A 22,819-nucleotide genomic window follows, 5' to 3' on the forward strand; every position below is an offset into this window, starting at 1 on the left:
GGCTTAATTTTTTATAAATTTATCCCCCACTTAATTTTACAAAACTTCAAAATTTACAAGCTATTAATCAATCTTAAATAAAATCATATAATTAAAATACGTAACGGAGATATTATGAAAAATGTCGATCTTGGACTTTTAATTTTACGCTTAGACCTTGGAATTTGCCTTTTTATGCATGGTTTTGGCAAAATTTTACATGGAGTTAACGGAGTAAAGAGTATTTTGGTTGGCGCTGGGCTCCCTAGTTTTTTAGCATATTTTGCCTATCTTGGAGAGGTTTTAGCTCCGATAATGATAGCTGTTGGCTTTTACTCAAGAGCTGGCGCAGCTTTGGTTTTTGCTTCTAGTATTATTATTTTATACTCATTTTTTGGCTTTTCAAATTTACTTGAACTAAATAGTGTCAATGGTTTTAAAGCAGAACTTATCTACCTATACATTGCAATGTCTATTTGTATTATCTTTTCTGGTAGTGGCAAATACGCAATCAAACAAGATTAAAGGTTGCTTAAATTTAGAACAGATTAAAATGTGCTAAATTCCTACACTTTATATTTAAAATTTAAATTTAGTTTATTTTTTTATAACACTTTAAGTTTATTGCCTTTAAATTTAAAAACAATTTCTAATTTAAAGGACGCATGATGGAAAAGACAAAAAAAGAACCTTCGTTTCTGCTCGCAGTCACACCTATTTTGGTTATGATTGTGGGCCTTGCACTTGGCGTTGGCTACATGAAATTAAAAGTCGAGCCTATCATTCTTATTGCTGCTCTTGTGGCTGGTGGTATCGCTTGGAAGCTAGGATATAGTTGGAAAGAGCTTCAAGACGGCGTCATAGAAAAAATTTCTAGCTCACTGCCGGCACTCATGATACTTTGGGCGGTTGGTCTTCTTATTGGTTCATGGGTGTTTTCAGGTGCTATTCCTATGATTATTTACTACGGCGTGGATATTATCAATCCTAAGTATTTAGTCCTTACGGCATTTGTTATCGCAGCTATCATCTCAACAACAACTGGTACCTCTTGGGGATCTGCTGGTACGGTAGGCGTGGCCATCATGGGTATAGCTCAAGGCCTTGATGTAAATTTAGCAGCAACTGCAGGCGCTGTAGTGGCTGGAGCTTATTTTGGTGACAAGCTTTCTCCACTCTCAGATACAACCAACCTAGCTCCGATAGCTGCTGGCTCAGAGCTTTATGAGCACATTAGACATATGCTTTACACAACTATTCCAGCGACTATTGTTGCGCTAGCAGCCTATCTATTTTTTGGTAGCGCAGCTGCAAGTAGTGGCGCTAATATATCTGAGTCAGTTTTATTGCTACAAAGCCAACTAGATAAAATTTTTCACTGGAATATCTTGCTACTTTTACCTGTGTTGCTTGTTTTGGCTGGCTCTGTGCTAAAGTGGCCAACTATCCCTGTAATGATTATCGCATCTCTATTTTCAGTCGTTCTTGGCGTTATCATCCAGGGCTTTAGTTTAAAAAATGGCTTTATCTCAGTGATGACCGGCTTTAATGTCACAATGAGCGGCGTTGAGATGGAATTTTCAAAAGATATCACCAAGCTTCTAAATAGGGGCGGCGTGAGCTCTGTAAACTCGACAACTATCCTAGTCATCTGCGCTATGGGCTTTGCTGGCATCATCTCAAAAACTGGCATGCTTACAAAGGTGCTCCACACTATCATGGCGAAGGTCAAATCAGCAGCAGGCGTCATCATCTCAACTATCGGCTCATGTTTAACTGTCGCATTTGTCACAGGTAGCTCATATCTTTCTATCCTTATTCCTGGTGAGATGTTTAAAGACTTTTATAAAGAGAAAAATTTAGCAGCCAAAAACCTATCAAGAACGCTTGAAGACTCTGGTACCGTGATCGTTCCACTCATTCCTTGGTCGGCAGCTGGTGCATATATGACAGCTACACTTGGAGTGCCAACGGTAGAGTACTTGCCATGGGCGATCCTAAACTACATGGGCGTTGTCTTTGCTATCATCCTAGCCCTAACAGGTATCGGCATAGCTAAAATAAACAAGGAGGCCAAATGATACTCATAAAAAATGTAAAAATTTACTCTCCAAAATTTCTTGGCAAGAAAGATATATTTATATGTAATGGCAAGATCGTTTGCATAGCTGAAAATATAGAGCCAAATTTACCAAACATAAAGGTGATCGACGCTTCAAATTTCACAGCTATACCAGGCCTTATAGATAAGCACGTGCACATTACTGGCGGCGGCGGCGAGGGTGGCTTTAAGACTAGAGTGCCTGAGATCATGCTATCAAATTTAATAGAAGCTGGCATAACGACCGTGGTCGGACTACTTGGAACTGACAGCACAACAAGAAGCGTTGAAAATTTGGTTGCCAAAGCTCACGCACTAAATGACGAGGGCATCACATGCTACGCTCATACCGGCGCATACAGCTCTAAAACGCCAACCATAACTGGCGAGATCGAAAAAGATATCGTCTTTGTCGGACCGATAATCGGCACCAAGCTAGCCATAAGCGACCACCGCTCATCAAGCGTGAGCAAGGATGAGCTCGCTCACATCGTCTCTGCTGGCAGAGTAGCTGGCATGATCAGCTCAAAGTCTGGCCATACTACGCTTCACATGGGTGATGGCAAAAAGGGCATAAATTTGATCTATGAAGTGCTAAACGAGTATGATATGCCGATTACGCTATTTCAACCAACGCACGTAAATAGAAATGAAGAGCTTTTTAAACAAAGCTTTAAATTTATAAAAGATGGCGGCTATATCGACTTTACCTGCATGTCAGGCCTTACACCGCTTGAAGCTGTAAAGCGCATCAAAAAAGAAAATTTACCGACAAACAAGATCACTATTAGTTCAGACGGCTTTGGCAGCTACTCTAGCTACGATAGAGACGGAAATTTACTAAAAATAGGCATTGCTGGCGTTAAGAGCCTGTATGAAGAGTTTATAAATTTTGTAAAAGATGGCTTTAGTATAGAAGAAGCATTGCCGTATTTTACGACAAACGTGGCAAGAAGTGTGGCTTTGCAAAATAAAAAAGGCGAGATAAAAGAGGGTTTTGACGCCGATATTTTACTAGTAAGTGATGAGCTTGATATAAAATTTGTCGTAGCTAAAGGTGAAATTTTAAAAGATGACAGCGGTTTTATAAAAAAAGGAACGTATGAATAAATCTGATTTATTAACCGATATTTAAGTTTTTTTTAAATAAAATTAGGTCTTTTTAATAAATTTAGTTGAAAGGAATTATTGTGCCAACCATAAATCAATTGGTCAGAAAAGAACGCAAGAAAGTGACTGTTAAGTCAAAATCTCCAGCGTTAAAAGAGTGCCCTCAAAGAAGAGGAGTTTGCACTAGGGTTTATACTACAACTCCTAAAAAACCAAACTCAGCTTTGAGGAAAGTTGCCAAAGTTAGGCTAACAAGCGGTTTTGAAGTCATCAGCTATATTGGCGGTGAAGGTCACAACCTACAAGAACACAGTATCGTTTTAGTTCGCGGTGGTAGGGTTAAAGACTTACCAGGTGTTAAATATCACATCGTTCGTGGTGCACTTGATACTGCTGGTGTTGCAAAAAGAACAGTTTCTCGTTCTAAATATGGTGCAAAACGCCCTAAAGCTGGTGCTGCAGCTGCAACAAAAAAGTAAAAATTTAGGTTCGCAGACGTTGCTAAAATTTGCAAACGTTTGAGTAAAATTTCATAAAAATTTGAAGGAAAGATCAAAATGAGAAGAAGAAAAGCCCCTGTAAGGGAAGTCTTACCTGATCCGATTTACGGAAACAAAATAATAACTAAATTTATTAATTCTCTTATGTATGATGGCAAAAAAAGCGTCGCTACTGAGATAATGTATGGTGCTATTAAAGCTATTGAAAAGAAAAATGCTGAAGTTAAAGGCATTGACGTTTTTAACGACGCTATCGAAAATGTAAAGCCTATTTTGGAAGTTAAATCACGCCGTGTTGGTGGTGCTACTTATCAAGTGCCAGTTGAGGTTCGTCCAGCTCGCCAACAAGCTCTTGCTATCCGCTGGCTTATAACTTACGCTAGAAAAAGAAGCGAAAGAACTATGATAGATAAATTAGCAAATGAGCTTTTAGATGCGGCAAATTCAAAAGGTGCATCTTTCAAGAAGAAGGAAGATACTTATAAGATGGCAGAGGCTAATAAAGCATTTGCTCACTACCGCTGGTAAGAAAGAATTGATATGGCAGAAAGAAAAACACCTTTACATAAAGTAAGAAATATTGGTATTGCGGCTCACATCGACGCTGGTAAAACTACAACAAGTGAAAGAATTTTATTCTTTACCGGTATGAGTCACAAACTCGGCGAGGTTCATGATGGTGCTGCTACTATGGACTGGATGGAACAAGAAAAAGAGCGCGGTATTACGATTACATCGGCAGCTACTACTTGCTTTTGGAAAGACCATCAGGTAAATTTGATTGACACTCCAGGCCACGTTGACTTTACTATCGAAGTTGAGCGTTCTATGCGTGTTCTTGATGGCGCTGTTTCTGTATTTTGTTCTGTTGGCGGTGTTCAGCCTCAGTCAGAAACTGTTTGGAGACAAGCAAATAAATATCATGTACCAAGAGTAGTTTTTGTTAATAAAATGGATAGAATTGGTGCAAATTTCTTTAGAGTCGAAGAGCAGATCAGAGATAGATTAAAGGCAAATCCAGTACCTATTCAAATTCCTATCGGCGCGGAAGATAACTTTAAGGGTGTTATTGACCTTGTTAGAATGAAAGCTTATGTTTGGAATGATGATAAAAAACCAACTGATTATATTGAAGAAGAAATTCCAGCTGAACTTAAAGAAAAAGCAGAAGAATACCGTGCAAAACTAATCGAAGCTGTTTCTGAAATAGATGATAGCTTAATGGAAAAATTCTTTGCTGGCGAAGAGCTAACCGAAGAAGAGATCAAAAAAGGTATTAAAGCAGGTTGCTTAAGAATGACTATCACACCTATGCTTTGCGGTACTGCGTTTAAGAATAAAGGTATCCAGCCTTTACTTGATGCTGTAGTTGATTACCTGCCAGCTCCTGATGAGATCGAAGCGATCAAGGGCGTTTATGAAGACGGTACTGAAGTAACTGTTGATAGTACTGATGATGGCGAATTTGCAGCTCTTGCGTTTAAAATCATGACTGACCCATTTGTTGGACAGCTAACATTTATCCGTGTATATAGAGGAAGCCTTGAAAGTGGTAGTTATGCTTACAACACAGTTCAAGACAATAAAGAGAGAATCGGCCGTCTATTAAAAATGCACTCAAATAAGCGTGAAGAAATTTCAGAGCTTTTTGCTGGCGAGATCGGTGCTGTTGTTGGTCTTAAAAATACTCTAACTGGCGATACTTTGGCTAGCGAAAAAGATAAAGTTATCCTAGAGAGAATGGACTTCCCAGATCCAGTTATCAGCGTTGCTGTTGAGCCAAAAACAAAAGCTGATCAAGAGAAGATGGCGATAGCTTTACAAAAACTAGCTCAAGAAGATCCAAGCTTTAGAGTTAGCACAGATGAAGAGAGTGGACAAACTATTATTAGTGGTATGGGTGAGCTTCACTTGGAAATTATTGTCGATCGTATGCTGCGCGAATTTAAAGTTGATGCTGAAGTTGGTCAACCACAAGTTGCTTACCGCGAGACTATCCGCAAGACAGTTGAACAAGAGTATAAATATGCAAAGCAATCAGGCGGTCGTGGTCAGTATGGTCACGTATTTCTACGTCTTGAACCACTTCCAGCTGCTAGTGGATTTGAATTTGTCAATGACATCAAAGGTGGTGTTGTTCCAAAAGAATATATCCCAGCTGTTGAAAAAGGTTGTAAAGAGGCACTTCAAAGTGGTGTTCTTGCTGGTTATCCAGTTGAAGACGTTAAAGTTACACTGTTTGATGGTAGCTACCACGAAGTTGACTCATCTGAGATGGCATTTAAACTCGCTGCTTCAATGGGCTTTAAAGAAGGCGCTAGAAAAGCAGGTGCTGTTATTCTCGAACCTATGATGAAAGTTGAAGTTGAAACACCAGAAGAGTACATGGGTGATGTTATTGGTGACCTTAACAAGCGTCGTGGTCAAGTAAACTCAATGGACGATAGAAGCGGTATCAAGATCATCGCTGCTTACTGCCCACTAGCACAAATGTTTGGCTACTCAACAGATCTTCGCTCAATGACACAAGGTCGTGCGACTTACTCTATGGAATTTGATCACTATGAAGAAGTTCCTAAAAACGTAAGTGAAGAGATTATTAAAAAGAGAAATGGCTAATTAGTCAAAATAGGGCAGAGTGATCTGCCCTTTAAATTCAATCGCTCAGTTAAAATAAACTAACTCACAAATTTGTCCTCATAGCTCAGCTGGATAGAGCGTAGAATTCCTAATTCTAAGGCCACAGGTTCGAACCCTGTTGGGGACACCATTGTATCATATATAATTTTTATAAAGCACTTATTATTTTAAAAATTTATACTAAATTTTTATTAGAAGACCGTCAATTCATAATATTTTAATAATTACAAGCAATAAAATTTATCAAACAAAATTTTATATATTTAATAATCTATGCTAATATCACACAAATTTTTATTTAAGGATGATAAATGAAAAGAATTTTACTTTTAGGGGCTGTTTGTTCTATGTTGTCTGCGGATGTTAAAACTATTCGAGTCACTCCAGACGTGATAAAAAATTATGATCAGATCGTTGATATCAGAACTCCACTTGAGTGGCAAGAGACTGGTATTATAGCAGGAGCAAAAACTATTACTTTTGATCCAAGCCAAAAAGAAGCATTTGTAGATGAGCTATCAAAAGCAGTTGATCTCAAAAAGCCTGTTGCTATTATTTGCAGAAGCGGTAGAAGAAGTGCGGCTGCTGCGGCCATTATTGATAATGCTGATCTAAATATCATAAATTTAGATGGCGGTATGGGTAGTTTGATTGAGCAAGGCTATAAAACTACACCATATAAAAAATAAACAAATTTTTAAAATCTACTTTTAACTACAAGATAAATTTCTTGTAGTTAAAATTTATATTAAATAATAAAAATTATTATTTAATTAACCAACTATTAACTCTACCTATATATAATTTCACCATATTTAAATAATTAAAGAAGGAGACAAAATGTCAAAAGTTATTTTACAATTAAACACAATTCAAGCCGATGCAAATGCACTTTACATCAAATTTCACGATCTTCACTGGAACGTAAAAGGTCTTCAGTTTTTCAGCGTTCATGAATACACTGAGAAAGCTTATGAGGATATGAGCGAGATCTTTGATGCCGTTGCTGAAAGAGCCCTTATGCTTGGCGGTAGGCCTATCGTTAAAGCTGAAGAGCTAGCGAAAGTCGCTCATATCAAACACGAGCCAAAAGAGAGTTACGCTCCAACTGAAGTTTTAGATATAGTTTTAGCTGACTACAAACATCTGTTAGGCGAGTTTAAAAAGCTTGATGAACTTGCAGAGGGCGATACAACAACTCAGATGTACGCACAAGATCAAATAGCAAAATTTGAAAAAGCCATATGGATGCTAAACGCAACATTAGGTAAATAATCACAGCGGGAAGTTCTCCCGCTTACTCTAAATAAATTCTACTTTTTGGCGATATTGCCTTTATAAATTTAAAGGAGCCAAATATGCAAATCAGTCAAATCGCAAGCTCATACAATACTTCAAGCGTAAAAGAAAATATAAAATCAGAAATTTCATTTCATAAGGATGAAAAAGAGGTTTCCAAAAAGCAACCCGAGATTTCAAATTTAAGTGCAAAAGAGATCTCAAATAGTTATTTTTTGCAGTATCAAAAAGAGATCATACAAAATGCTAGCTCAAATTTATTGGCTCAAGGCAGCTTAAGCTTTAATGTGCCTAAAAATTTGTCTGATATTTTATCCGGTCTCGATCTAGCAGGTATTGGCTATAATGGCAAAGCTCTAGGTGAGTTAAGTGGCGATGAGGCAAGCGAGCTAGTTAGCGAAAATGGCTTTTTTGGTATTTCAAATACAGCTGAGAGGATAGCCGGCTTTGTACTAAATGGTGCAGGCGATGATATAGAGAAGCTAAAAGCTGGTAGAGATGGCGTGACAAAGGGTTTTGAAGATGCAAAGAAAAATTGGGGTGGCGAGCTACCTGAAATTTCTCAAAAGACTATTGAAAAGACTCTTGAGTTACTTGATAAGAAGATCGCTGAGTTTGGCGGTAACGTTTTAAACGTATCAGCTTAGATTTCTTGGGTTGCATGCCCAAGAAATTTATATATTAATGTAAGAATAAAAATCAAATTTCAAAACTCACAAATTTTATTTAAACTGAAAAGCTATACTTCGCTCTTTAAAATAAGGAGAAAAGATGAAAGCTAAAATTTTACTTCCTTTTGTAGCTTCTATATTTTTTGGTTGCTCGTTTTTTGATAACAATCCACCAGTTCGCAAGCAACCAAAGCAAGTGGCGCAAAACACACCTATAAAAAGTTCTATCAAAGGTTTTATAAAAGAGGTTACATATAAAGATTCAAAATATTGCTATGAGATAGTTGCCAGTGATGTAAAAAATAATAAACTAAATAAAGCAAATTTTTGTGCGAATAGATACTATTATGATAAGGGCGATTTAGTTTATGCGACATTTTATGCCGACAAACTTGTGGATATGCTTCTTATAAAGGAGGGAGGTTCTCGTGGTCTATATAATGGCATAAGAAAACCCCAAAACGAAGTAGTTACTAAAAGAAAAAATATAAAAACAAATATAGAAGTGCCAAAAGAGGAAAAAATTTCTTTTTAGATTACCGTTGATTTACTGCTGGCATATATAATTTCACTAGCAATCAAAACTAGAACTCCTTTTAAGGGGCGAAATAACAGCCCCTTTTTATTTTACTCCACTTTTTAAGATACTCTTTCTGAAAGTTAAATTATCAAAAATATGCTTTTTGGCTAAAATCGGTAAATGATTGGTAACAAAAATATAAAAATTTATGATTTTTTAAGCTTTAAATTAAAATTTATAGATTATAATCGTTCTCACAAAAACCTTAAAAGGAGAAAAAATGAAACTAACAAAAATTAGTTTAGCCGCTTTGGTTGCTTTAGGTGCGTTTTCAAGCGTAGCAAGTGCTACTCCACTTGAAGAAGCTATAAAAAATGTAGATCTTTCAGGATTTGCAAGATATAGATATACTCACACTCATGAGTATGACAAAAAACAAGAAAATGTCAAAAAAGCTAATGATGCAAAACATAACTTTAAAATGATCACAAATTTTAAAGCTGCTATCGATGATAACTTTTTTGGTGTTGTTGGCCTAAGATATAATGCAAATGACGGTTCAGGCGATAATGCTGGAACAGCTAATATAGATGGTACAGATAAAACAAATACAACTGATCCATTTAAAGTTTACCAATTTTACCTAGGATACAAAGTAGGTGCTACTACTATAACAGCTGGTAAGCAAGTTATAGGTTCATACTTTACTGATGATGCTGTTGGCACAGGCGTAAGAGTAGTAAATGAAGACATCGAAGGTCTTACACTTACAGCTTTAGCATTTGATGCACTTGAAGGTAGTGGTGAGAGCGATGGTGATCTGTATGATGTGAGTGTAACTAATCAATTGAATAAGTATGATGTTGGTAATCTATATGCAGCTGGTATTGCTGGAGCATATGATCCTATTAACTTCCAACTATGGTATGCTAGCTTAACAAATTTAGCTGACTTACTTGCAGCTGATGTTTCAGCAAATTTTGCTATTACTGATGATGTTTCTTTGGGCGCAAGACTTAACTATGTAAATAGCACAGCTGATGCTAGTGCTAAAAGCAAGCTAGGATATAATGATGGCAACTTCTATGCTGGAGAACTTTCTACTTCATTATTTGGTTTTGATCTAGCTGGTGGTTATATCGGTTGGAAATCTCAAGATAAAGGCATATCAGCTTTTTCATTTGAAGACCAAGGAAGCTTAATTGATGCAGGTGAAGATGTATTTGACTGGACACATGCAGAAGGCAAAGGTAACTTCTTTTATGTAACAGGTGCTTATACATTTGATAAATTTACAGCTGGTTTAGACTACGTAAAAGGCACTCAAAAAACATCAGCTGGTGCTGGTAATCCAGATGCAAAAGATAAGGTTGAAGAATTTGTTCCAAGATTTGCTTATCAATACAGCAAGAAGTTGAAATTTAGTTCATTCTACTCTTTCCAAACACATAAATTAGATAATGATGAGAAAAAGAAAGAAGATAAATTCAGATTTGAAGCTAAATACTCATTCTAATATTAGCTAATTAATCAACTTATGATATAATCCCAGGTCAGAGCAATCTGATCTGGGATTTTTAAATTTAGAGCAAAATTTCAAGGAAACTCATGAAAAATATCAAAATTTCTTTTTTGGCGTGTTTTTTGGTGGCAAATGCCTTTGCAGCTTCGCAAGTTTATTATATAGAAGCTCGTGGCGAATTTGGTAAAGAACTTGCTGAAATGGCAAAAAAGCAGGCTAATGATAGAAATGAAAAAGTAAATGTTTATGTAGATGAAGATCCAAGACGCTATAAAGACAATAGAATTTTAAAACTAGGCGTTGATAAAAAGGGTAGATATAGCGTCTCTTTAGGTAAAGAAATTTATGAAAAACAATGTGCTAGTTGTCACGGTGAAAATGCAGATAAAAGGCCATTTGGTTCAACCCCTCTAAAAAATATGAATGCTAAAGATATAGAAGATAGCATCATATCTTACAGAAGTGACTCAAGCTTTGGTGGAAGTGGCAAAAACGTTATGCAAAACCAAGCTAAAATTCTTTCAAATAGCGATCTTGGTGCAATCCTTGCGTATCTAAAAGGCAAAGATGCGCTTAGCGAGCAAGAAACAAATAAAAATAAACCAGTTTCTACAGAAACAAAACAAGGTAGTTATTTAAGATAAAATTTACTTCGATAGCTTTGTTGCAATAAATAAAAAAGGAAACAGATGTTAAATCCAAAATCACTATTTTTAAGTATGGGCTCAGCTATCGTTTTGATGGCAATCTTCGCTATAGCTAGCGGAGTCGCCACGATAATAGAGAGCAAAACGAGCACAGAAGCCGCTTGGTACTATGTTTATGGTGCTAGTTGGTTTGCTATTATTCAACTGCTTCTTGGTATAAATTTAGCCTACAATATTTTTAGATACAACTTAATAGATCCTAAAAAACTTCCATCACTTATTTTTCATGTAGGGTTTATCGTTATTTTGGTTGGTGCTGGCATTACAAGATATCTTGGTTTCGAGGCTGATATGCATATAAGGGAAAATACGCAGTCAAATATCGTAACAACAAAGGTTTCTTATTTAAATTTAGTCACACTAAACGATAGTGGCGAAGAGGTAAGTGCAGCTTTGCCTTTGGGACTTACTGATATAAAAAATGGCTTTGATTTAAAACTAAAAATAGCAGATAGTGAAGCAAATTTAAGATTTAAAGAATTTGTGCCAAATGCAAGTTACAAATTTGTAGATGATAAAAATGGAAAACCTGTTATTGAATTTGTTGTTTCAAATGAGAGTGATAGCGAAGAAATTTTCTTACTTGAAGAAGAAGAAGCTAGGGTTGCTGATATTAGCTTTCTTTTTAATGCCAAGCCAGATGAAAGTAAAAAATATGTACTTTTTAGACTATTGGATGGAAATTTTTCGGTTACCTCAAATGCTGATCTTTCAAAATTTACAATGGCAGATAACTCAAAAACAGAGTTAAAAGCTGGCAGTATAAATGAATTTAGTACAGGCAGCCTCTATACTATCTCGAATATAAATTTTGCCCCAAGGCTAGTTTCAGCTAACGCCTCAAGAAAACTCGTAAGCTCAAAAGATAGTGAATTTAACGCATTAGTAGCTGAGCTAAACTACAAAGGCGAAAGTAAAGAAATGCATGTATTTTATAACCTTACAGAGCCTTCACGTTTGGCTGTAGCTGGACAAAAATTTAATGCTTCATGGGGTGCTCAGCAAGTTAAACTCCCATTTAGTTTATATTTGAAAGATTTTGAGCTCAAACGATATCCTGGTTCAAATTCTCCAATGAGCTACGCAAGTGAAGTTGTAGTAAAAGATGGCTCTGACAACCCAGGATTTGACTATAAAATTTATATGAACCATGTACTTGATTATGATGGATATAGATTTTTCCAAAGCTCATATGATACTGACGAAAAGGGCACGATTCTATCTGTTAACAAGGATCCAGGCAAGATACCAACCTATATAGGATATTTTCTACTTGGACTCGGATTTGTGTTAAATGTTATAAATCCAGGCAGTCGCTTTAGAAAGCTAGCAAAACTAATTGATGATGAATCAACAAAAGGTGGCAAAAAAGTTGTTGCTCTTATTGCTATTATAATTCTAAGTTTAAATTTTAGCTCATTAAAAGCTGAAGACTTTTTGCCTAATATTAGCAAAGAACATGCCCAAAAGCTTTCCAGACTTATAGTGCAAAGTCCAGATGGCAGAATGAAGCCATTCGATACGCTAAGCAAAGAGATATTAAATAAAATTCATAGAAGTGATAGTATTGGCAACTTAAATTCAAACCAGGCAATGCTCTCTATCATGGTGGCACCTGACTTTTGGAGAAGTGAAAATATCATTGCTCTTGGCCAAAGCAAAGAGCTAAAAAAAGAGCTTGGTGTTGATGAAAATGCCAAATATGGAAGCTTTGACCAGTTTTTTAGAGTCACAAAAGATGGTGGAAGCGAGTATAAGCTTACTAAATTTACAGAGATTGCTAACCGAAAACACCCAGGTTCACGTGGTACATTTGATAAAGATGTGATTAAGATTGATGAGAGATTAAACGTATTTTACATGATATTTATTGGCGAAATTTTTAAAATTTTTCCTAAACAAGACGATCCGTCTCATTCTTGGTATTCGCCTGCTTCTGCGATGATGTATTTTACACCAAAAGAGGCTGAGATAGTTGTTGGCATGATGAGAGATTATTTCGCAGCCGTTGACGCAGCGACAAAAGACAACGACTGGAGTAAGGCTGATGCTGCACTTGATAAAATTTCAGAGTATCAGCACAAATATGGCTCAGCTGTTATGCCAAGTGAGAAAAAGATAGATATAGAAATTTTATTTAACAAATTTCAAATTTTTGACCGCTTGACGCCAATTTATCTTTTGGCTGGCCTGGCGCTTTTATTTTTTGTATTTATCAAAATGCTGGCTCCAAAAGTTCAGATTAATAGTATTGTAAAGATCGTATATGCTATAAATTTACTAGCCTTTTTGGCTCATACGGTAGGCCTTGGACTTCGTTGGTATATAGCAGAGCATGCACCTTGGAGTAATGCGTATGAGTCTATGGTCTATATAGCTTGGGCGCTTGGACTTTCTGGTATAGTCTTTGCAAAACGTAGTCCGATCGCACTTGCTCTCACATCAATACTTGCCGGCATTACGCTATTTGTCGCGCACCTTAGCTGGATGGATCCACAGATCACTACGCTAGTGCCTGTGCTTCAGAGCTACTGGCTCACTATCCACGTATCTATCATCACCGCAAGCTATGGCTTTTTGGGTCTTTGCTCGCTACTTGGTGGCTTTACGTTGCTGCTTATCATTTTGCAAAATAAGAAAAAGCCACATGCGGAAATTTCACGTAATATCCTTGAAGCAACTCGCATAAATGAGATGGCGATGATACTTGGTTTAAGCCTACTAACACTTGGAAACTTCCTTGGTGGTGTTTGGGCAAATGAGAGCTGGGGTAGATACTGGGGCTGGGATAGTAAAGAGACATGGGCGCTAGTTTCGATCCTTGTCTACGCAGCTGTGCTTCACATAAGATTTATACCAAAATTAAATAACCAATATGCGTTTGCAGTAGCTTCATTTTTTGCTTATTGGTCGATTATAATGACCTATTTTGGTGTGAATTTTTATCTAGCTGGCATGCACTCATATGCAGCTGGAGACCCTCTACCGATACCTGACTTTATCTGGATCACTATGGTAGTTATGGTGCTTATGAGCGTTATAGCATTTACCAAACGCTCGCTTTGCTCAAGGCTATAGATGCTTGTAAAGGGCTTGATAGTTTTTTGTATCGTTTTGCTGATAGTTGCCGTTTGCGTACTGATCTATCTGCTTTTAAAAAACAAAACTCATCAAGCCACTCCTTCTAATAAAATCGTATCTGTTAAGGAAGAGATCACGATAGAAAAGCTTGAAAGGCTCGCAGGTGATAATAGTTTAAGCAAAAACGAACTTTTTGAGCTGATACAAATTTTTATAGAAAAATTTAACATACCTCCTAAAAATAATCAGACTATGCCAAAAGAGGCAAATAATTATATAAATTTTATAATTTTAATCTGCTCTCATAAAAATGCCGATGCAAAACTTATTAGCTTTCTAGACAAAGAGGCTAAAAAGAAAAATCCAAGCTATGTTGTTGAGATAGAAAATAGTGAGAGAGTTGGCATAGAAAACCGTAAAAATCGTAGATAAATTTTAAAAATCACCGCCTCAGCAATTATAATTATCTAGGCTTTATTAATAAAACCAATATCTTACAATTTTTGTTCCGATTATGGTCAGACATTGTTCTTAAATGCCATAGATTATAGTTGTGAGATTTTTATTGAATAGCAATATTTTAAGTCTAATCCAAAGCAGGTTTTTGCTTTGCCTTTTCATTTTTAAGCTTATCTTTTTTAGCTTCAAACTCAGCTATAATGTTTGCATCAGGAAATAGATATCCATCCTCAACCATAAGATCAACAGCTTTTTTAAAAGTAGGTAGTGCACTTTGAGCACCAAAATAGTAGTAAGGTCTTTTAGGATCTCTTGCCAAAACACCTATTGTATAACTATTGCCTCTTGTATCATTTACGAAGCCAAAAAACGAACCGTTATATGTATTGCTGTATCCGCCTTTGCCCGAGGCTATGTGAGCAGTACCGGTTTTGCCACCTATCTCAAGCCCTGGAGTAAATGTTTTTAGTCCAGTTCCTTTCTCGACCGTTTTTATTAAAATTCGCTTCATTATCTTTGCTGTTTCTTGTGAGATGACTTGTGCTGGCTCAGACTTTGGTAGGTCGTAGCGTTTGCCGTTTCGCTCTAGGTAAGCGACTATATGGGGTATGACCTCAACGCCCTTGTTATTAAAGGTATTATAAGCTTTTAAAAGTTGCATAAACGTCGCTTGTAAGCCATATCCGTAGCTCACTGTAGCTTTATATGTTGATGAATTTAGCTTCGTAACTGTTGGCATCATCCCTACTTGCTCATATGGCAGGTCAATGCCAGTTTTTCTGGAAAAGCCAAAATTTAAAAGGCCTTGATAAATTTGTGGTCCATTTAGGCGCTCTACTAGCTGGATCATGCCGATGTTTGAACTATGTACGATGATGTCTTCAGCACTCATAAAAGGCTCTGGATGGGTATCTTTTATGATCCTTTTTCCAAGTTGATAGCGACCATTGTAGGTATTAATAAGCTCAAATGGATTTACTTTTTTTTCTTGAAGTAGTATCGAAAATATAAATGGCTTAAAAACTGATCCGACTTCATAGGCATATTCACTAGCGGTTGAGTTTAGGGCGCTGTAGTCTTGTTTTCTTATGTTTGATGGATCGTATCTTGAGCTAGAGGCAAGGGCTAGAATTTCTCCATTTTTGCTGTTCATTATGCAGATTACAAGCTCTTTTGCGTCTAGAAATTCACGCTTTTCATCTAAAATTTGTTCTAGTTTGGTTTGAAATTTCAGCGGTATAGAAAGTACGGCATTGTATCCGTCTACTCTTGTAGCAAGGTTTGAGTCGCTTGTTAAAATGATGTTGTTGCCGATATCTCTTGGTCCAAGAATTTTAGCGTTTTGTATTGGAGCTAGATAGTCTTCGTAGTATCTCTCAAGCCCTTTTACGCCTTTACTTTTTGTAAGCGCGTCACTTTCGGTTTTGCTAACGTAGCCAATAGCTGGCGTAAGAGCATCTTTTGACATAAATTTACGGTTTTGTCCACTTTCCATCACACGCATGCCTTGAAATGAAGCAAGGCCTGTTTTTGGGTCAAGATATGAGACCAAGATACTCTTGCGATTTAGCTTTCTTGAGAGCTCTTGAAGATAGGTGGCACCCTTGGCATCAATACTATAAGATAGTGTGACAAGCCCTTTTGTGCCATTTATGATTTTTCTTACTTTGTTTGGATCGTCGCCACTATAAAGTGAATAGAGCTTGATAAACATCTCTTTTTTGTTTGGATCAATGTTTCTGGTGTCTAGCATCACTTTGTAGAGTTTTTGGCTTGATGAGATGCTAAAGCCGTCTTTTGTGACGATGTTACCGCGAATTGCGGTATTGATATCGCTTGTTTGAAGCTTAGGGAGTCTTCTTTCGATGCTCGCTCTATAAAATATAACAAGCACAAATATTGAAATTCCAAAAGAGATTAATAAAAAAAGTATAGTTATTTTTGATTTTCTGGAATTCATTCAATGGCTTAAATTTGCGTTCTAGAAATTTCTTTGTAAGCACTTAATGCTTTATTGCGGATCTCTAGCATAAGCTTCATACTAGTCTCCGCTTTGCCAATAGCGATAGCTGCTTGGTGCAGGTCTTTTACCTCGCCAGTTGCAAGATCTGCGATGGCTTTATCAGCGTTTATTTGAACCTTGTTTAGCTCTTTTAAAGAGTCGTTTAGTGCATTTTCAAAGCCGCCTTCTTCGCCAGATTTTATTATTTTGTTTGAATTTTCGTTTTTATTTAACTTATCTAAATTTATACTATTTATCATTATGCTTGTCCTGAAATAAGTGATATCGCACTTTGTGCTATTGTTTTTGCGTTTTGAAATGACGCTACATTTGCTTGATAGGCCCTTGTTGCCTCAAGCAAGTCAGCCATCTCGATGACTGGATTTATATTTGGAAATGCGACATAGCCATTTGCATTTGCGTCTGGGTGGCTTGGGTCGTATTTTAGCTGAAAGTCCTTGTCGTCACGCACCACTTTATCCACGATCACGCTAGTTAGGGCAGGGTGAGCGTTTCTTGGTGAGCTTGGATCATCAAGCGGATTTTCGTACTCAAGTAAGCTTTGCGAATTTTTAAGCTGATCGTTTAAAATTTTATCAAAGCTCATCTCTTTAAAGATGACCTCTTGCCTTCTGTAAGGGCCGCCTTCAGCTGTTCTTGTGGTTTGAGCATTTGCTATGTTTGAACTGATGACGTTCATCCTAAAGCGCTGAGCACTTAGCCCATATCCGCTTATATCAAAATCATTTAAATATGACATCATCTCTCCTAGTTCTTAGCACTTGCGTCTATTACGCTTTTAAAGATATTACCCTGTGCTTTGTAGGCACTATCAAGGGCATTGATCATAACTGTGTTTTTACCCATTTCTGTTGTCTCGACGTCAAGATCGACTGTGTTTGCGTCATTTCTAGCCATGTGGCCATCGCGCAAGAAAATTTGCGCCATGTCACTTCTTGGAAAATCAACAGCGGCCATATGGGCTTCGTTTGTTTTAGCTAGCTTTAGTTCTTTTTTGTTTGAGACATTGTAAATTTCATTTGCTCTCTCTTTTAAAACCTCTTCAAATCTTATGTCTCTAGCTTTGTAAAATGGCGTATCAACGTTTGCAAGATTGCCTGAGATTAGCTTTTGGCGTAGCTCTCTACCTGCAAGAGCTGACTCAACAAGAGGGCTAGCTTTTGATTTTTCTAAAACAAACATATAAAATCCTTATGAAATTTCACATTTTTATAAGCAAATGATGTTCCAAATATAAGCTAAATTTATTTTGTCTCATAAATTTTTGTCAGATCTTCTTTCATTTTAGTGACTTTTGTGCCACCTAAATAGTATTTGACACCGTATTTTCCGCTATCAACGTCTGTTAAGATTTGGTATTTTCCATTTTTTAGCACGACCTTAAATGGTAGTGCGATCTCGTGCTTATATTCTATGTCACGCACGATCTGCTCAATTAATCTACCATTTATTTTCTGGTTGTTTGTGACGAAGTAATAGGCGTGAAATTTCTGCATAAATTCATTTAAAACATACTCATCTGTGACATTTTCAAAATGAGTTAGACCTATTAGTGTAAATGTTTCTTTATTTTCAAATTGATATTTTGTAAGCTCTGGAGCTTCTTTTTGGCAAGGCGGACAAAATGTACCAAAAATATCTATCATTAAAACTTTATTTTCGTCGTTTTTAATGACAAAACCGCTATTTTTTCGAATTAGCGTAATGTCTTTACCGCTTACATCTTTGAGTACTACTTCTTCATTTGGAGTAAATTCTTTAAAAGTAGCCCTGCTATTTTCCTCTTCCTTACAGCCAAAAAATGCAAAAAGTGCGATGATTAATATAATTATTTTTTTCATTTTATTCCTTAAACGTATCTTTTGATGGCAGCTCTCGCTTCTTTGTCTGCCTCGCGTCTCTTTAGGGTCTCGCGTTTGTCATGTAAATTTTTACCTTTTGCGAGTGCTAGCCTTGCTTTTACGATGTTTTTATCGCTTAAATAAAGTGCCAAAACGACCAAAGCAAGCCCATCTTGTGAGACTTGACCAAAAATTTTATCGATTTGTTTTCTGTGCATCAAAAGCTTTCTTGCTGCTCGTTCATTTGGACGAAATGCACTATGCGTGGTTTCAAGATAACTAATGTGCGCGTTTAGTAAAAAAAGTTCACCCTTTATGACACGCACAAAGCTATCTTTTAAATTTGCTCTGCCAGCTCTTAAAGCCTTTACTTCACTGCCTTTTAGCACGATGCCAGCCTCGAAGGTCTCAAGTATGCTAAAGTCATGTAAAGCTTTTTTATTTTTTGCTAGATCTTTTATCAAAATTTTACCTTTTATTTTACGCTAAATACGCTACTGCCGCTGCCACTTAGAAATTTATCTCTAAACTTATTCATCTGTGGGTAGAGTTTAAAGCATGGCGCAAAAAGATCATTTAGTTCCTCGTTTTTATAAATTTCAAGTAGCTCTTTGCTTTTTAAATTTTGCATCTTTTTTGCAGTATCAACGTCTATATATTGTAAGAAATTGCTTCTAAATTCTTGATAAACCATAGGTGTAGAGCAAAAAACATCCGGGGTAAAGATGCTTAAATTTGGTACTTCATCGTCAAATTCTTCTATGATTTCGCCTATCCCACTTACATTTGCTGCCTTGTAGCCACTTACGAAAAAGGCGACATCCGCACCGATTTTAGAGGCTATTTGCATCAAATTTTCACGTTTTATTTTTAAATTTAGCTCATCATTTATCATGAGTAAAAAAGTGGCCGCATTAGAGCTGCCTCCACCAAGACCAGCACCAATTGGGATATTTTTATTGATAATAATTTTATGCGAGCTACAAAATTTGTCAAGCTCGTTATTAAAGCCTGCTTTTTTTAACTCGTCTATCGCTTTTTGAATAATGTTATCTTTTATTTCGTGGTTGTTGCATTCTATTGCAAACGAATCTGACTTTTCAAAATAAATTTCGTCAAAAAGTTGCTCGCAAAGAACAAAACGCGACAAAATTTCATGGTAATTGCCTCTTGTGCCAACTACTTTTAAAAATACATTTATCTTTGCAAAGCTTTTCATTTCTCGATTTTTTTTGCTAACTCGTAAATATCGGCCTCATCTGCACTTTTTGTGGCATGTATATTTTCATTTTTGATGTCATTTACTAGCTCGCTTCTTAGTATCATTGTGTTACGTGGAGCTTCGATGCCAAGTTTGACAGTATTTTTTGATATGCTTACTATGACGACTTTTATGTCATTTCCTATTAAAATTTCTTCATTTTCTTTTCTTGCTAGGATTAACATTTTTCAACCTTGTTTAGAGTGTAATTTATAGTATCATCCATGATTTGGATTACGCTCATAAATTTATCATAATTTAGCAAATAAATTCCTTGTGCTTGTGTTTCAAAATCGTTAATTTTTAATTTTTTACCATCAAGAATATTATTTATATCCCCAAAATACTTATTTTGCTCGATATTTAAAAAATTGCAAATATTTAAAAATTTTTCATTTTCATAGCAAAAATTGCCCTCGCTTACCCTCTTTAATGAGCTTAAAGTTACATTATAACCAAGTTTTTTTCCAAAAATTTCTGCATAAGAGCGGATGTAACTCCCCTCGCTTACACTTAAGCGAATTGTTAAAAATGGGTGTGAGTAGTTTAAAATTTGACTCTCATAAATTTCCATAGTCTCTGGCTTTAGTTCAAATTCTTCGCCACTTCTAGCTAGCTTATAAGCTCTCGTGCCATTTACATGTTTGGCGCTAAATTTAGGCGGTACGTAGCTTATTTTACCGGTTAGCTCGGCTCTTATAGCTTCAAGTCTTTCTAAATTTATCTCTTTTACATTTGAAATTTTAGTGATATTTTCATTGTCCATGCTGGGACTGCTCGCTCCAAGCCAAATCGTCGCCTCATAGACCTTTGGACTTTTATCTAAAAATCTAAAAAATTTCGTATACGAGCCAAAAGCGACTATCAAACAGCCACTCGCAAATGGATCAAGTGTGCCAGAAAATCCAGCTTTTTTAACACCGTATTTTCTTTTAAGCTTTCCTAAAAAGTGATTTGAGCTCATGCCAGCTGGCTTGTTTGCCACGAAAATGGCGTTCATACTGCCTTTTCCACAAAGCTTGACATGATCTCTCTTACGTTGCCACCAAAATTTATAGTTAGTTTAAACTCTTTTTTGATCTTGCTAACAGCACTCACCCTACCGATACCAAAAATTTTATGTTTAACAAGGTCACCTTTTTTAAACTCATTGCTCTGTTCGATAACGAGCGAGCCATGAGTAGTGCCGCTTTCGCTTAAAAATCTACTCTTATTTAACCTCGTGCGCTGACCCTTGTAAAAGCGCGAATTTGCAAAGCTTAGACTAAGTGTCTTTTTGGCCCTTGTGATCGCCACGTATGCAAGCCTGCGTTCTTCTTCGATATCGCTACCATCGCCAATGAGTGGAAAAAATCCCTCTTCAAGGCCGATCACAAAAAGGTGTTCAAACTCAAGCCCTTTACTCGCATGTACACTCATGATACTAATTGCCTCATCGCTGATACCGTCTTGCTCACTTGTTAGAGTGATCTCATTTAGAAATTCCTCCAGATCAAAGCTTGGATTTTGCTTGATTTGATCTTTTAAAACAGCGTAAAACTCGTCGATGTTCGCCGCTCTTTCAGAGCCATCTGGCAAGCTCTCATAGTATTTTTTTACGCCAAATTTTGCTTCAAATTTATCTATTAGATCAAAAACAGAGCTACTTTCTTGAAGTTCTTTTAGGTTGTTTGCAAACTCAACAAGTGCAGATTTTACCTTTTTGCTAAAGACTTCATCGTTATCTGAAATGTTTGATATCGCTTCAAAAATAGAAATTTTTCCATCAAACGCCATTTTTTCAAGCTTATCAAGGCTTACTTTGCCTAGTCCTCGCTTTGGACGATTTATGATGCGCCTTATCGAAAAATCATCGTTTGGATTGTTTATGAGTCTTAGATAACTGATTATATCTTTAATCTCGGCTCGTTCGTAAAATTTCACACCACCTACCATTTTATAGGCAATTTGTTCTTTGTTTAGTCCATCTTCGAGTGAGCGAGAGAGCGCATTTATGCGGTATAAGATAGCGATATCCTTTGCTTGCACGCCTTTACTTAAAAGCTCTTTTATGTTTTTTGCGATCTTGCCAGCCTCTGTATTTTCATCAAGGCTTTCTATTAAATTTATCGCTTCGCCTTCATCTTTTGTGCCAACTAGCTTTTTGCCAAGGCGGTTACGGTTATGATCTATCAGCTCGTTTGCAGCTTTTAGTATCGCCTCGCTTGAGCGATAGTTTTTTTCTAGTCTTATGACCTTTACATCTTTAAATTGATCTTTAAAATTTAAGATATTGTCTATCTTGGCGCCGCGCCAGCCATAGATACTTTGGTCATCGTCGCCCACGACACAGATATTTTCGTGGCACAAGCAGAGCTTCTTTAGGAGTTTGTACTGAAGGTCGTTTGTGTCTTGATACTCATCGACCATTATGTATTTGTAGCTATTTGAAATTTCTCTCGCAAGATCTTCGTTTTCATCTAAAATTTTATACGTAAGTCCTAGTAGATCGTCAAAATCAACAAGATTATTTGTTTTGAGATAATCTTCATATTTTTCATAAACTTGAGCTGCTTGCTTGTAAAAATTATCTTTGTTTTTATCAAATGATGAAAAATTTGCATTTTTATAGACCTCTTCAACGCTTAAAAGTGAGTTTTTGTAGTTTGAAATTTCACTTGAAAGTATCGCTGTTGCAACCGGACTTTCAAAGCTTTTGATGATGCGTTTTTTATCGTCTGTGTCGATTATTACGAAATTATTTTTTCTGCCAAGCTTTTCGATGTAGAGCTTTAAAAATAAAAGTCCAAATTTATGAAACGTACAAAGTAGTGGCGAGTAGTTTTTGCCACTTTGGCTGAGCATAGCCATGGCTCTACTTCGCATCTCGTTGGCGGCTTTGTTTGTAAAAGTAAGAGTTAGTGTATTTGCAGCGTCTATACCGACCTCTCCGATGAGGTAGGCGAGTCTAGTAGTGATCGTCTTTGTCTTACCGCTTCCAGCTCCTGCAAGTATGAGCATCGGACCATCTATATGAGTGGCTGCTTCGCATTGGGCTTCGTTTAAATTTGATAGTAGTTTTTCCATTTTTTACTTTTTAAATTTTCTTTTGATTTTAGCCAAAAA

At 36.5% G+C, this 22,819-nt stretch carries 24 protein-coding genes and 1 tRNA gene; 15 read left to right on the top strand and 10 right to left on the bottom strand.

All coding sequences use genetic code 11. The features are described 5' to 3' along the window. The first annotated feature begins 114 nt into the window (after window positions 1-114). The 15 genes from ACTTKV_RS05940 (at window position 115) to ACTTKV_RS06010 (ending at window position 14,562) form a co-directional block, all read left to right on the top strand. Entirely contained in the window at window positions 115-504 is a 390-nt protein-coding gene (locus tag ACTTKV_RS05940; RefSeq protein ID WP_442549697.1) for a DoxX family protein, read from the top strand. A 143-nt stretch (window positions 505-647) separates the two neighbouring features. Then, complete coding sequence (nhaC, locus tag ACTTKV_RS05945; RefSeq protein ID WP_442549698.1) at window positions 648-2,060, top strand: Na+/H+ antiporter NhaC; 1,413 nt, start codon at window positions 648-650, stop codon at window positions 2,058-2,060. Further along, window positions 2,057-3,190, top strand: a complete 1,134-nt coding sequence (gene iadA / locus ACTTKV_RS05950; protein WP_442549699.1) for a beta-aspartyl-peptidase — start codon at window positions 2,057-2,059, stop codon at window positions 3,188-3,190. Before nhaC ends, iadA begins: the two co-directional genes overlap by 4 nt. A gap of 80 nt (window positions 3,191-3,270) precedes the next feature. Further along, the gene (gene rpsL / locus ACTTKV_RS05955) at window positions 3,271-3,669 is read left to right on the top strand and encodes a 30S ribosomal protein S12 (protein WP_021090705.1); all 399 of its coding nucleotides are present in this window, start codon (window positions 3,271-3,273) and stop codon (window positions 3,667-3,669) included. 78 nt (window positions 3,670-3,747) lie between these two features. Beyond that, window positions 3,748-4,218 carry a 30S ribosomal protein S7 gene (gene rpsG, locus ACTTKV_RS05960; protein WP_021090980.1) on the top strand — a complete coding sequence of 157 codons (471 nt, stop codon included), beginning with the start codon at window positions 3,748-3,750 and terminating at the stop codon, window positions 4,216-4,218. A gap of 12 nt (window positions 4,219-4,230) precedes the next feature. After that, entirely contained in the window at window positions 4,231-6,309 is a 2,079-nt protein-coding gene (gene fusA / locus ACTTKV_RS05965) for an elongation factor G (RefSeq protein ID WP_442549700.1), read from the top strand. Between the two features lie 74 nt (window positions 6,310-6,383). After that, window positions 6,384-6,460 (top strand) — tRNA-Arg (locus ACTTKV_RS05970). Window positions 6,461-6,641: 181 nt separating this feature from the next. Further along, window positions 6,642-7,019 carry a rhodanese-like domain-containing protein gene (locus ACTTKV_RS05975; RefSeq protein ID WP_442549701.1) on the top strand — a complete coding sequence of 126 codons (378 nt, stop codon included), beginning with the start codon at window positions 6,642-6,644 and terminating at the stop codon, window positions 7,017-7,019. Window positions 7,020-7,170: 151 nt separating this feature from the next. Then, window positions 7,171-7,605 carry a Dps family protein gene (locus tag ACTTKV_RS05980; RefSeq protein WP_442549702.1) on the top strand — a complete coding sequence of 145 codons (435 nt, stop codon included), beginning with the start codon at window positions 7,171-7,173 and terminating at the stop codon, window positions 7,603-7,605. 83 nt (window positions 7,606-7,688) lie between these two features. Beyond that, window positions 7,689-8,276 (top strand): hydrogenase-4 component G, encoded by a 588-nt coding sequence (locus ACTTKV_RS05985; RefSeq protein WP_442549703.1) that lies wholly within the window; start codon window positions 7,689-7,691, stop codon window positions 8,274-8,276. Between the two features lie 124 nt (window positions 8,277-8,400). Further along, entirely contained in the window at window positions 8,401-8,835 is a 435-nt protein-coding gene (locus tag ACTTKV_RS05990) for a hypothetical protein (protein WP_442549704.1), read from the top strand. Between the two features lie 265 nt (window positions 8,836-9,100). Beyond that, window positions 9,101-10,336, top strand: coding sequence for an OprD family outer membrane porin (locus ACTTKV_RS05995; protein WP_442549705.1), 1,236 nt, complete (start codon window positions 9,101-9,103; stop codon window positions 10,334-10,336). A gap of 92 nt (window positions 10,337-10,428) precedes the next feature. Further along, complete coding sequence (locus ACTTKV_RS06000; RefSeq protein ID WP_442549706.1) at window positions 10,429-10,986, top strand: c-type cytochrome; 558 nt, start codon at window positions 10,429-10,431, stop codon at window positions 10,984-10,986. A 45-nt stretch (window positions 10,987-11,031) separates the two neighbouring features. Further along, the gene (ccsA, locus tag ACTTKV_RS06005; RefSeq protein WP_442549707.1) at window positions 11,032-14,127 is read left to right on the top strand and encodes a cytochrome c biogenesis protein CcsA; all 3,096 of its coding nucleotides are present in this window, start codon (window positions 11,032-11,034) and stop codon (window positions 14,125-14,127) included. Continuing rightward, on the top strand, window positions 14,128-14,562 hold the full coding sequence (locus ACTTKV_RS06010; RefSeq protein ID WP_442549708.1) for a fatty-acid--CoA ligase: 435 nt from the start codon (window positions 14,128-14,130) through the stop codon (window positions 14,560-14,562). It abuts the gene before it with no gap. 154 nt (window positions 14,563-14,716) lie between these two features. Here the strand turns inward: ACTTKV_RS06010 and ACTTKV_RS06015 are convergent, their stop codons facing one another. The 10 genes from ACTTKV_RS06015 to ACTTKV_RS06060 form a co-directional block, all read right to left on the bottom strand. Then, complete coding sequence (locus ACTTKV_RS06015; RefSeq protein ID WP_442549709.1) at window positions 14,717-16,549, bottom strand: peptidoglycan D,D-transpeptidase FtsI family protein; 1,833 nt, start codon at window positions 16,547-16,549, stop codon at window positions 14,717-14,719. 8 nt (window positions 16,550-16,557) lie between these two features. Continuing rightward, on the bottom strand, window positions 16,558-16,851 hold the full coding sequence (gene fliE, locus ACTTKV_RS06020; protein ID WP_442549710.1) for a flagellar hook-basal body complex protein FliE: 294 nt from the start codon (window positions 16,849-16,851) through the stop codon (window positions 16,558-16,560). Next, a complete protein-coding gene (gene flgC / locus ACTTKV_RS06025; RefSeq protein ID WP_442549711.1) occupies window positions 16,851-17,351 on the bottom strand; it encodes a flagellar basal body rod protein FlgC in 501 nt (166 codons plus the stop codon). Before flgC ends, fliE begins: the two co-directional genes overlap by 1 nt. A gap of 8 nt (window positions 17,352-17,359) precedes the next feature. Further along, window positions 17,360-17,794 (bottom strand): flagellar basal body rod protein FlgB, encoded by a 435-nt coding sequence (gene flgB / locus ACTTKV_RS06030; RefSeq protein WP_442549712.1) that lies wholly within the window; start codon window positions 17,792-17,794, stop codon window positions 17,360-17,362. Window positions 17,795-17,856: 62 nt separating this feature from the next. Continuing rightward, a complete protein-coding gene (locus tag ACTTKV_RS06035; protein WP_442549713.1) occupies window positions 17,857-18,453 on the bottom strand; it encodes a TlpA family protein disulfide reductase in 597 nt (198 codons plus the stop codon). Window positions 18,454-18,461: 8 nt separating this feature from the next. Beyond that, the gene (smpB, locus tag ACTTKV_RS06040; protein WP_035170093.1) at window positions 18,462-18,914 is read right to left on the bottom strand and encodes an SsrA-binding protein SmpB; all 453 of its coding nucleotides are present in this window, start codon (window positions 18,912-18,914) and stop codon (window positions 18,462-18,464) included. A 14-nt stretch (window positions 18,915-18,928) separates the two neighbouring features. Beyond that, complete coding sequence (locus ACTTKV_RS06045) at window positions 18,929-19,672, bottom strand: 4-(cytidine 5'-diphospho)-2-C-methyl-D-erythritol kinase (protein WP_442549714.1); 744 nt, start codon at window positions 19,670-19,672, stop codon at window positions 18,929-18,931. Next, window positions 19,669-19,899 carry a carbon storage regulator CsrA gene (csrA, locus tag ACTTKV_RS06050; RefSeq protein WP_442549715.1) on the bottom strand — a complete coding sequence of 77 codons (231 nt, stop codon included), beginning with the start codon at window positions 19,897-19,899 and terminating at the stop codon, window positions 19,669-19,671. The genes ACTTKV_RS06045 and csrA overlap by 4 nt, the downstream gene beginning before the upstream one ends. Continuing rightward, on the bottom strand, window positions 19,893-20,714 hold the full coding sequence (gene truB, locus ACTTKV_RS06055; RefSeq protein WP_442549716.1) for a tRNA pseudouridine(55) synthase TruB: 822 nt from the start codon (window positions 20,712-20,714) through the stop codon (window positions 19,893-19,895). The genes csrA and truB overlap by 7 nt, the downstream gene beginning before the upstream one ends. Further along, window positions 20,711-22,780 carry an ATP-dependent helicase gene (locus ACTTKV_RS06060; protein ID WP_442549717.1) on the bottom strand — a complete coding sequence of 690 codons (2,070 nt, stop codon included), beginning with the start codon at window positions 22,778-22,780 and terminating at the stop codon, window positions 20,711-20,713. Before ACTTKV_RS06060 ends, truB begins: the two co-directional genes overlap by 4 nt. Window positions 22,781-22,819: the final 39 nt, after the last annotated feature.

This window comes from Campylobacter sp., from assembly GCF_052169515.1.
Taxonomy (GTDB): Bacteria; Campylobacterota; Campylobacteria; order Campylobacterales; family Campylobacteraceae; genus Campylobacter_A.

Bases quoted from the DNA above. Each gene is read 5' to 3' on its own strand.
- csrA (WP_442549715.1), bottom strand. From the start codon at position 19,899: ATGTTAATCCTAGCAAGAAAAGAAAATGAAGAAATTTTAATAGGAAAT.
- ACTTKV_RS06035 (WP_442549713.1), bottom strand. From the start codon at position 18,453: ATGAAAAAAATAATTATATTAATCATCGCACTTTTTGCATTTTTTGGC.
- ACTTKV_RS06060 (WP_442549717.1), bottom strand. From the start codon at position 22,780: ATGGAAAAACTACTATCAAATTTAAACGAAGCCCAATGCGAAGCAGCC.
- ACTTKV_RS05980 (WP_442549702.1), top strand. From the start codon at position 7,171: ATGTCAAAAGTTATTTTACAATTAAACACAATTCAAGCCGATGCAAAT.
- ACTTKV_RS05985 (WP_442549703.1), top strand. From the start codon at position 7,689: ATGCAAATCAGTCAAATCGCAAGCTCATACAATACTTCAAGCGTAAAA.
- ACTTKV_RS05995 (WP_442549705.1), top strand. From the start codon at position 9,101: ATGAAACTAACAAAAATTAGTTTAGCCGCTTTGGTTGCTTTAGGTGCG.
- rpsG (WP_021090980.1), top strand. From the start codon at position 3,748: ATGAGAAGAAGAAAAGCCCCTGTAAGGGAAGTCTTACCTGATCCGATT.
- fusA (WP_442549700.1), top strand. From the start codon at position 4,231: ATGGCAGAAAGAAAAACACCTTTACATAAAGTAAGAAATATTGGTATT.
- nhaC (WP_442549698.1), top strand. From the start codon at position 648: ATGGAAAAGACAAAAAAAGAACCTTCGTTTCTGCTCGCAGTCACACCT.
- ACTTKV_RS06015 (WP_442549709.1), bottom strand. From the start codon at position 16,549: ATGAATTCCAGAAAATCAAAAATAACTATACTTTTTTTATTAATCTCT.
- ACTTKV_RS05990 (WP_442549704.1), top strand. From the start codon at position 8,401: ATGAAAGCTAAAATTTTACTTCCTTTTGTAGCTTCTATATTTTTTGGT.
- iadA (WP_442549699.1), top strand. From the start codon at position 2,057: ATGATACTCATAAAAAATGTAAAAATTTACTCTCCAAAATTTCTTGGC.
- ccsA (WP_442549707.1), top strand. From the start codon at position 11,032: ATGTTAAATCCAAAATCACTATTTTTAAGTATGGGCTCAGCTATCGTT.
- ACTTKV_RS06000 (WP_442549706.1), top strand. From the start codon at position 10,429: ATGAAAAATATCAAAATTTCTTTTTTGGCGTGTTTTTTGGTGGCAAAT.
- flgB (WP_442549712.1), bottom strand. From the start codon at position 17,794: ATGTTTGTTTTAGAAAAATCAAAAGCTAGCCCTCTTGTTGAGTCAGCT.
- ACTTKV_RS06010 (WP_442549708.1), top strand. From the start codon at position 14,128: ATGCTTGTAAAGGGCTTGATAGTTTTTTGTATCGTTTTGCTGATAGTT.
- ACTTKV_RS05975 (WP_442549701.1), top strand. From the start codon at position 6,642: ATGAAAAGAATTTTACTTTTAGGGGCTGTTTGTTCTATGTTGTCTGCG.
- truB (WP_442549716.1), bottom strand. From the start codon at position 20,714: ATGAACGCCATTTTCGTGGCAAACAAGCCAGCTGGCATGAGCTCAAAT.
- fliE (WP_442549710.1), bottom strand. From the start codon at position 16,851: ATGATAAATAGTATAAATTTAGATAAGTTAAATAAAAACGAAAATTCA.
- ACTTKV_RS06045 (WP_442549714.1), bottom strand. From the start codon at position 19,672: ATGAAAAGCTTTGCAAAGATAAATGTATTTTTAAAAGTAGTTGGCACA.
- flgC (WP_442549711.1), bottom strand. From the start codon at position 17,351: ATGTCATATTTAAATGATTTTGATATAAGCGGATATGGGCTAAGTGCT.
- ACTTKV_RS05940 (WP_442549697.1), top strand. From the start codon at position 115: ATGAAAAATGTCGATCTTGGACTTTTAATTTTACGCTTAGACCTTGGA.